7 protein-coding genes, 1 tRNA gene and 1 rRNA gene are annotated in these 8,254 nt (G+C 66.9%); 8 read left to right on the top strand and 1 reads right to left on the bottom strand.

Annotation, left to right across the window (positions count from 1 at the left end; genetic code table 11):
* Nucleotides 1-106: 106 nt before the first annotated feature.
* The 7 genes from LXN00_RS12505 (at nucleotide 107) to LXN00_RS12480 (ending at nucleotide 7,346) form a co-directional block, all read left to right on the top strand.
* Entirely contained in the window at nucleotides 107-247 is a 141-nt protein-coding gene (locus LXN00_RS12505) for a hypothetical protein (RefSeq protein WP_234508706.1), read from the top strand.
* Nucleotides 248-413: 166 nt separating this feature from the next.
* The gene (locus LXN00_RS12760; protein WP_234508704.1) at nucleotides 414-2,627 is read left to right on the top strand and encodes a DUF3987 domain-containing protein; all 2,214 of its coding nucleotides are present in this window, start codon (nucleotides 414-416) and stop codon (nucleotides 2,625-2,627) included.
* A gap of 614 nt (nucleotides 2,628-3,241) precedes the next feature.
* On the top strand, nucleotides 3,242-4,954 hold the full coding sequence (locus LXN00_RS12495) for a bifunctional 3'-5' exonuclease/DNA polymerase (RefSeq protein ID WP_234508702.1): 1,713 nt from the start codon (nucleotides 3,242-3,244) through the stop codon (nucleotides 4,952-4,954).
* Nucleotides 4,955-5,091: 137 nt separating this feature from the next.
* A complete protein-coding gene (locus tag LXN00_RS12490) occupies nucleotides 5,092-5,364 on the top strand; it encodes a hypothetical protein (RefSeq protein ID WP_234508700.1) in 273 nt (90 codons plus the stop codon).
* A gap of 506 nt (nucleotides 5,365-5,870) precedes the next feature.
* Nucleotides 5,871-6,050, top strand: a complete 180-nt coding sequence (locus LXN00_RS12485) for a helix-turn-helix domain-containing protein (protein WP_015716575.1) — start codon at nucleotides 5,871-5,873, stop codon at nucleotides 6,048-6,050.
* Nucleotides 6,040-6,171, top strand: a complete 132-nt coding sequence (locus LXN00_RS12695; RefSeq protein ID WP_015716574.1) for a hypothetical protein — start codon at nucleotides 6,040-6,042, stop codon at nucleotides 6,169-6,171. Before LXN00_RS12485 ends, LXN00_RS12695 begins: the two co-directional genes overlap by 11 nt.
* Nucleotides 6,171-7,346, top strand: coding sequence for a site-specific integrase (locus LXN00_RS12480; protein ID WP_015716573.1), 1,176 nt, complete (start codon nucleotides 6,171-6,173; stop codon nucleotides 7,344-7,346). The genes LXN00_RS12695 and LXN00_RS12480 overlap by 1 nt, the downstream gene beginning before the upstream one ends.
* A 77-nt stretch (nucleotides 7,347-7,423) precedes the next feature.
* Here the strand turns inward: LXN00_RS12480 and LXN00_RS12475 are convergent.
* Nucleotides 7,424-7,498: transfer RNA gene (locus LXN00_RS12475), tRNA-Val, on the bottom strand.
* Nucleotides 7,499-8,186: 688 nt separating this feature from the next.
* Here LXN00_RS12475 and LXN00_RS12470 point away from each other — a divergent pair.
* Nucleotides 8,187-8,254: ribosomal RNA gene (locus LXN00_RS12470) — 16S ribosomal RNA — on the top strand; the annotation flags it as partial.

Genomic DNA, 8,254 nt, shown 5'->3' with positions numbered 1-8,254 from the left:
TACGCTTGTTGGTGAAGCGGCTGGCTAGGGCCGCGTAGCTGGCCGTGGAGGACTTTTACGACAGCCTCTTAGGGAGGCCCTGGGACCTGACAAGGTGGGGCGGGATTTGGCCTATGCGATTGCCCGCCGGTACGGGGTGCGGCTGGGGCGGAGGCTCCTGGTGCCGCTTCGCGTGGCGGAGGCTATCGCTGAAGGCCGCATGGAGGAGTTGGAGAAGACCCCCGGGGTGGAGGCCCGGGGGCGGTAGGAGGTTGCCGTGTTAGCGGCTACGGAACCATTCTACACGGCAACCTGCCCGCATTGCGGTTGCCCCGTCCCGGAAGACCCCGAGCGCTACGACCTCGGGGGCCGCATCTTCTGCCCGCGCTGTGGGGCCGAATGGCCCGGTGAGGAAGGCGGGGAGGAGGTGGGCCGTGATTGAACACGTTGCTTCCCGGCCCCAGCCCCGCACCCTCCTCGGGGAGCTTGTGGAGGGGGGCAAGCGGGTGTGGTGGGAAAACCGGCCCCCTTCGGAGGAGGACCTTCAGGCCCACCTCGAGGGCCGCCGGCTCCTCGGGCTGGTGCCGGACAAGGTGGTGCACCTTGACCTTGACCGCACCGGGCTTAAGGACCTTCGGCCCCTAGTTGAGGTCCTGAACGCCTTGCAGATACCCGCCTACGCGGGCCCGGGCAACACTCGGGGCTCCAAGGTCTGGATTTTCCTGGAGGAACCCCAAGAAGACCTCGAGGCTCTGGCCCGAGGGTTAGCCCGCATGGCCAAGCTTCTCCTCGGGGAGGAGCACGCGGTGGAGGGGTACCCGAACGGCCAGCACGGGCTCTTCCTCCCCCTATTCGGCCACCTAAACGGCCAGCCCCGGCCCCTCTACGAGGCTTGGAGCAAAAGCCCCGTTTCCCTTCCCTTCCGGCCCCGGTACGCCAGCCCGGAGGCCATACGCCGGTTGGTGCGGGCTGTGCCGTTCCTGGAGGTTGCTTTGCAACGCCGCCCCTCGGGGCCACGGCATGAAGCGGCCATGACCCTCCTCAACCTGGCTCACCGGGCCGGGGTGCTGGAAGAAGTGAAGGGGCTCCTCGGGACCTCCAAGGTCTACGAGGCATGGGAGCTTGCGGATACCCGCACCCTCGAGGATTGGAGGGAGGAACTAAGCCGGCTGGCCGAAGCCGCAAGCTCATCGGATTACCCGAATAAGCGCGGCATTCCCTTCCTCAAGGAGGTGGGGCTTGACCCCAGCCCCATCGCCAAGCTCCTCGGGGAGGAGCCCAGGGAGTGGCCCAAGCCCAAGCCCCTGGAGGAGCTGGAAGCCCCCTTGCCCCCCTGGAAGCGGGGGCTTCTCCCCCCGGCCATGGAGGACCTGGCCAACGCCCTGGCCGGCCAGCTTTTGGTGGAGCCCACCGCCCCCGCCGTGGCCATGCTGGCCGCCGTGAGCGCCGTCTTGGCCCACCGCAAGCTGGCGGTGGCCCCCGAGCCCGCGAACGCCGGTTGGGAGGAAACCCCCGTCCTTTGGGCGGTGCTGGTGGGGCCGCCGGGAAGCGGGAAGACCCCCATCATCCGGGAAGCCGCAAAGCCCCTTTGGACCATTGAGCAAACGCTTGCCGAAGAGAACCGGCTGGCCCAGGAGGAGTACGAGCAGGAGCTTCTGGAGTGGCAAGCCGCCAAGAAGGGTGAGCGGGGTGAGAAGCCCAAGCCCCCCGTTCCCCGCCGGTTGGTGGTTGGCGACGCTACCCCGGAGAAGCTGGCCAGCATCCTGGAGGGCAACCCTGCCGTGCTGGCTGTGGTGGACGAGCTAAAGGGGCTTCTCCTCGCTTGGAGGCGGGAGGACCGGGCCCAAGGGCGGGCGTTCTTCCTCAGCGCCTACCACGGCACCCCCTTCGTGGTGGACCGGGTGAGCAGGGGCACCACATACCTACCACGGCCACAGGTGGCCCTCCTTGGCGGTATTCAATCCGGGCCATGGCACCAGGTGGTGCGGGGTGGACTTGGCAAAGGGGAGGACGCGGATGGGCTACTGCAGAGGTTTACCCCCGTGGTCCTTGACCCCCTTCCTCCGGTCAAGGAGCCCCCTCCGGTGCCGGAGGAAACGCTTTGGGGCTACCGGGACCTGGTGATGCGGCTTTGGTCCGAAGAGGTGCCTGCCCGGGTGAGCCCTTCCCCCGAGGCGTACCGGCTTTGGAAGGAGTGGCGCTTTGAAACCCTCCAGGAGCAACGCAACCCTGAGCTTCCCGAGGCGTGGCGCGGGTACCTGAGCAAGCGGATGGGGCTCACGGCCAGGCTTGCGGGCATCCTTAGCGCCTTGTGGGGCGAACCGGGGGTGATAAGCGAGAGGACCATGGCCCGGGCCATCTTCCTGGTCAAGGCCATCCTTGAACCCCACGCCAAGCGGGCTTGGCGCGTGGGAGAGGTGGGGGACATCTCCCCGGCCATCCGGCTGGCCAAGCGGCTCAAGGAGGGGAAGGTGGTGCGCTTCACCCGCCGGGAGGTGTACCGGAACGAGTGGGGTGGCATCACCACTTCCGAGGAAGCGGGCCGGGCCCTCTGGCTTCTGGAGAAAGCGGGGTGGGTGGTGTATGACCCCGAGGCCCGGGCCTACCTGGTCAACCCCCGCATACGGGAGGTGGGTCGTGAGGACTAACCCCCCGAAAAGGTACCCGACAAACCCGACAAGGGGGGTCAAAACGGCCAAAAAAGCCGTCCTGGACAGCGAAAACCCTTGTCGGGTGGTTCACCCGACAAGACCCGACACTACCCGACAGGACCCGACAGCCTACCCCCACCGCCCCTTTTGTCGGGTGGTGTCGGGTGAGCACGGGGCACTCAACCCGACACGGGTTTTTACGATGAGGGTGGGCGCAAACGCCACGCCGGAGGTGGCTTGTCGGGTTTGTCGGGTGGGTTTGGAGGTGAGTGTGTATGCCCATTGACCTCGAGGCCCTGGCCCGACTCATTGACTCGGGAACCCACCCGGCAAACCCGGCACCGGGGGAAAAAGAGGCTAAAAACTCCGTCCTGCACGATGAAACCCCCTGCCGGGTGGACTACCCGGCACCTACCCGGCAAGACCCTGCAGAACCCGGCACCCCTCCCCGTGTCGGGGAAGTGTCGGGGGGTGTCGGGTGGGTGTCGGGTGGGGTACCCGACAGCGATTTTGCCGATAAGGATGGGCATAAACCCCGCTTTGAAGGGGGGCTGTCGGGTTTGTCGGGTGGGTTTTCGGGGGGGCATGTAGCTACCCCCGAGGCTGGGGTGGTGGAGGTGGCCGGGTTGCCGGAGGGGGTGGAGGGGTTTGAACTCCACTACATCCCAGAAGTAGGCCCCGGCATGGGGGAGCTTTTGGACCTCCTCATGCGCCAGCCCGTCCTGGGGGTGGACCTGGAAACCACGGGGCTTGACCCCCACACCTCGAGGCCCCGGATCCTCTCCCTGGCCATGCCGGGGGCGGTGGTCGTCTTTGACCTGTTCGGCGTTCCCCTTGAAGTCTTCTACCCCCTCCTCTCCCGGGAGGATGGGCCCTTGCTGGTGGGCCACAACCTGAAGTTTGACCTCCTCTTCCTCCTCAAGGCCGGGGTGTGGGGGGCTAGCGGCAGAAGGCTTTGGGACACCGGGCTGGCCCACCAGGTGCTCCACGCCCAAGCCCGCATGCCCGCCCTCAAGGACTTAGCGCCGGGGCTAGACAAGACCTTGCAGACCTCGGACTGGAGCGGCCCCCTCTCCACGGAACAGGTGGCCTACGCCGCCCTTGACGCGGTGGTGCCCCTCTCCCTCTACGGGGAGCAGAAGAAGCGGGCCCGGGCCATGGGGCTTGAGAAGGTCCTTGAGGTGGAGCACCGCGCCCTTCCCGCCGTGGCGTGGATGGAGCTTAAGGGGGTGCCCTTCGTCCCGGAACTCTGGGAGGAGGCCGCCAGGGAAGCGGAACGGGAGGCGGAAGCCCTACGCGCGGAACTCCCCTTCGGGGTGAACTGGAACAGCCCCGCCCAGGTGCTGGCCTACCTGAAGGGGGAGGGTTTGGACCTCCCCGACACCCGGGAGGACACCCTGGCCGGCTACCGGGAGCACCCCCTGGTGGCCAAGCTCCTCCGGTACCGGGAAGCGGCCAAGCGGGTGAGCACCTACGGGAAGGAATGGGCCAAGCACCTGAACCCGGCCACGGGGCGCATCCACCCTTCCTGGCAACAGATAGGCGCGGAAACGGGCCGCATGGCTTGCCGGAAGCCCAACCTTCAGCAGGTGCCCCGGGACCCCACCCTAAGGAGGGCCTTCCGGGCCCCCGAGGGCAAGGTGTTCCTCAAGGCCGACTTCTCCCAGATTGAACTTCGCATCGCCGCCGCCATAGCCCGGGAAGGGCGGATGCTCCAAGCGTTCCGGGAGGGGAAGGACCTCCACGCCCTCACCGCCAGCCTGGTCCTGGGGAAGCCCCTGGAAGAGGTGGGCAAGGAGGGCCGGCAACTGGCCAAGGCGCTGAACTTCGGGCTTCTCTACGGGCTGGGGGCGGAAGGGCTGAGGAGGTACGCCCTCACCGCCTACGGGGTGAAGCTCACCCTCGAGGAGGCCCAGAAGCTTCGGGACGCGTTCTTCCGGGCTTACCCCACCCTGAAGCGCTGGCACCGGTCCCAGCCTGAGGGGGAGGTGGAGGTGAGGACCCTCTTGGGCCGGAGGAGGACCACGGCCCGGTACACGGAAAAGCTCAACACCCCGGTACAGGGGACCGGGGCGGACGGGCTCAAGATGGCCCTGGCCCTCCTCTGGGAGAACCGGGGCCTACTCTGGGGAGCCTTCCCCGTCCTGGCGGTGCATGACGAGCTGGTACTGGAGTCCCCCGAGGAAGGGGCCAAGGAGTACCTGGAAACCCTCACCGCCCTCATGCGCCGGGGGATGGAGGAGGTGCTTGGGGGCGCGGTGCCCGTGGAGGTGGAAGGAGGCATCTACCGGGACTGGGGGGCCACGCCGTGGGAGGAGGCATGACCGCGAAGGGTGGCCAAATGAAACGGGGAACGCCCCCCTGGAGGGGCGCCCGTCCTGCACCGGGCTATCGGGAACCCAGGCCCAGCCCGGTGGGTTTGCCCTGATTCTAGCACCCCTTGTAGCGGAGTGCAAAGCGTTTGGCGCTTGAGGTTGACCTGGAGGGAGCGGGACCCCCGGAAGTCCCGGGCCTCGAGGTTGGGCCGGAGGACCCTTCCCCCTTCCACGCCGTAAGCCGGTGGGTAGCGGCCATGTGGCCGTGGGCCAGGTTCGCGGGCATCACGGCCCGCATGTGGCCCTACCTCGGGGGGAAGTTTCTCAAGGAGGCGGTGGACCTTGGCCCCCTCGGTACGGTGTGGGTAGACCCGCCCAAGACCCTGTGGGCGTGGCAACCCCCGGGGGGTGAGGGGTAAGGAGGTGAAGAAAATGCCCACGCGCAAGAGAACTCTCGGAGATTTGGAAGGGGCCACGAGGCTGGTGTGGAAGGCCCTCTTGGGCGTTTCGGCTCATAGCGGCGCAAACCGGGGTTTTGGCCGAAACGGGACATAACGGGACACTTTGGCGTTTCGGAACATAGCGGAACACTAAGCGTTCCGTTCCGAAACGGAACACCGGGAAGAGGGGGGCTAGCCCTCGGGGTGGCCGATAACGGACCATAGCGGTCCAAAACCGGGGTTTTGCGGCCACCGGGAAACCTCTAGCCTACCCCTCCTCCCCGTCAAGGGCTGACGGGTTGCCCCGGGGCCTTACCCATTCTGAGTTTTTGCGGTTTTCTCCCCGGGCCGGTGGCCTCCCAAGCCCCCCTCCCGCATGGGCACGGGGGGTCTTCTCTTTGGGGGCGGCACGTTCGCGAAAGTAAGATTTCGCGAATGAACACCCCTCACTACCCTCCTCCGGGCTTCTGTGGTATCTTACGGGCATGCAAGGAGAAGTCTTGACCGTGGAGGAAGTGGCCAAGCTCCTCCGGGTTAGCCGCAAGACGGTGGAAAAGCTCATCTACGCCAAAAAGCTCCACGCGGTGAAGGTGGGCCGGGTTTGGCGCATCCCGAGGGCCGCCGTGGAGGCGTTCTTGGGGGGGAAGGAGTACCGTGAACCTTAGAAAGCTCTGGTCCTGGCTTCGCTTCGCCAAGATGCTGGCCCGGGGCCGGGTGGGCAAGCGGTGGGCCCTACGCCGGGCCCGGTGGCTTTGGCGCAAGGGGAGGAAGCGTAGGAGGTGGTGATGCGAAGGCGCGGCAAAGGGGGCGGAAGCGTCTTCTACCACGAGGGCAAGGGGAAGTGGGTGGCCCAGCTCACCTGGGTAGACCCCGCCACGGGCCGGAAGGTCAAGCGGGAGAAGCATTGCGAAACCCGCAAGGAGGCCGAAAGGGCCCTGGCGGATATGGTGGCCGCCCAGGCCAAGGGGCTCCTCACCGACCCTTCCAGGCTCACCACGCGGGACTTCGCCCTGGAGTACCTGAAGCGCCTGGAGCGGGAGGGGCTTAGGCCGAACTCCATCCGCCTGGCCTTGGACGAGCTGGCCCACGCCCTCCCCTCCCTCAAGGACCCCAAGGCCCACGACCCCCTGGGCCGCATGCGGCTCCAGGAGGTGAAGCCGGTCCATGTGCGGGCCGCCGTGGACCGGGTGGTGGAAGCAGGCTACGCCCCCCGCACCGTGGGCCGGGTGCTCATGCGGCTCAAGGCCCTCTTCCGGGAGGCCCTACGGCTGGAACTGGTGGCCAGAAACCCCGCCGAAGCCGTGAAGGTGCGCCTGCCCAAGGGGGAGAAGGCGGCCAGGGCCCTGGAGCCCCACGAGGTGGCCCGGCTTCTGGAGGCCGCCGAAGCCTCCCGGTCCAAGGACATGGCCCTGCTCCTCCGGCTCATGCTGGAAACCGGGCTCCGCCGGGGCGAGGCCCTGGCCCTGCAATGGCGGGACATAGACCTGGAGGCCGGGGAGCTTACCGTGGGACGGGCTTGGGTAAAGGTGGCCGGAAGGGGAGCCTTCTCCGAGCCCAAGACCCCCACGGCCAAGCGCAAGGTGCCCTTGCCCCGTGGCCTCCTCCTTCGCCTGAAGGCCCGGAGGGAGGAGCTTCTGGCGAGGCTCACCCCGGAGGAGGTGGACGGGCTCTTCCTGGTGGGCGGGGTAAAGCCCGTGGATCCGGACGCGTTCAACCACTACCTGCGCCGCCTGGCGGAAAGGGCGGGCCTGGGCCGGGTGAGGGTGCACGACCTCAGGCACACCTGGGCCACCCTGGCCCTCTCCCGGGGCGTGCCCCTGGAGGTGGTGAGTGAGCGGCTGGGCCACGCCAGCCCCACCATCACCCTGAATGTGTACCGCCACCTTCTGGAGGAGGAGCGCCGGGGGTGGGTGCTGGACCTGGAAGAACTTCTCTACCCCGCCCCCCGCGCCCAAGCCTGAACGGATAGACCGGCTGATAAACCGGCTAAAGGGTTTCCCCCCACGCTACCGTGGGGGGAAGCTTTGTGTTCTGGAGCTGGTGGGCGGCGTAGGACTTGAACCTACGACCTCTCGCGTGTGAGGCGAGCGCTCTTCCGCTGAGCTAGCCGCCCTCAGCCTTTTGAAGGGTAGCACGGGTAAGGGAAGCCTGTCAAGCAAAGGGATCTTCTGAGCTCTCAGCACTCCCCCGTGCCGGTTGCCGGGAAAGACCCCCAAGCACCCGCACCGCCACACCCCGCAGGGAAGGAGGACCCTCCGCCAGAAGGAGGCGAGCCAGGTGGAAAAGGCCCTGCCCCTCAGGTTGCGCTACCACCCCCTGCCCCTTTAGGTCCTGAGAGGAAGCGTTCCCCCTCCTCCATCTCCACCTCCCGCTTGCCCCGTAGCCCCAGGAGGAAACCCATGCTCGTTCCTCCTGCCTATCCGGGAGACCCGGTCAAAGCCCCGGTCCAGGTGAGGAAAAGGGGGACATACCCCAGGGCCTGGACCCCTAACTCGGTTCGGGCAGGGAAAGGGGGAGGGGTGGGCGCGGGTTTCCTGAGGGGCCGGAAGACCGTGGGGGCCCAGGTGGTGGTCTAAAGGAGGAGGAGCGTTCGCATGCCTTTACCAACCCCTCTTTGTTTTCCCTTGGTCAAGCCCCTACAGGACTAAGTGATGGGAGCTCAGACCTTCACCTGCTTGACAAAGCGTAGAGGGGTTGATAGGATAGCTCTTGCTGCGCGGGCGAAAGCCCAAGCAGGGGGATCTTGAAAAGGGGAGAGCAGAGGTCTAAGCAGATACGCAATTAACGCCCTAGTGGCGTTTTTTGTGGAGAGTTTGATCCTGGCTCAGGGTGAACGCTGGCGGCGTGCCTAAGACATGCAAGTCGGGCG

Origin of the sequence: Thermus brockianus (assembly GCF_021462505.1) — a bacterium.
Taxonomy (GTDB): Bacteria; Deinococcota; Deinococci; order Deinococcales; family Thermaceae; genus Thermus; species Thermus hydrothermalis.
The sequence above is the reverse complement of the archived record's forward strand: the minus strand, read 5'-3'. Positions and strand labels throughout refer to the sequence as shown.

Coding starts and splice junctions, on each gene's coding strand:
- LXN00_RS12485 (WP_015716575.1), top strand. CDS start 5,871: ATGCAAGGAGAAGTCTTGACCGTGGAGGAAGTGGCCAAGCTCCTCCGG.
- LXN00_RS12480 (WP_015716573.1), top strand. CDS start 6,171: ATGCGAAGGCGCGGCAAAGGGGGCGGAAGCGTCTTCTACCACGAGGGC.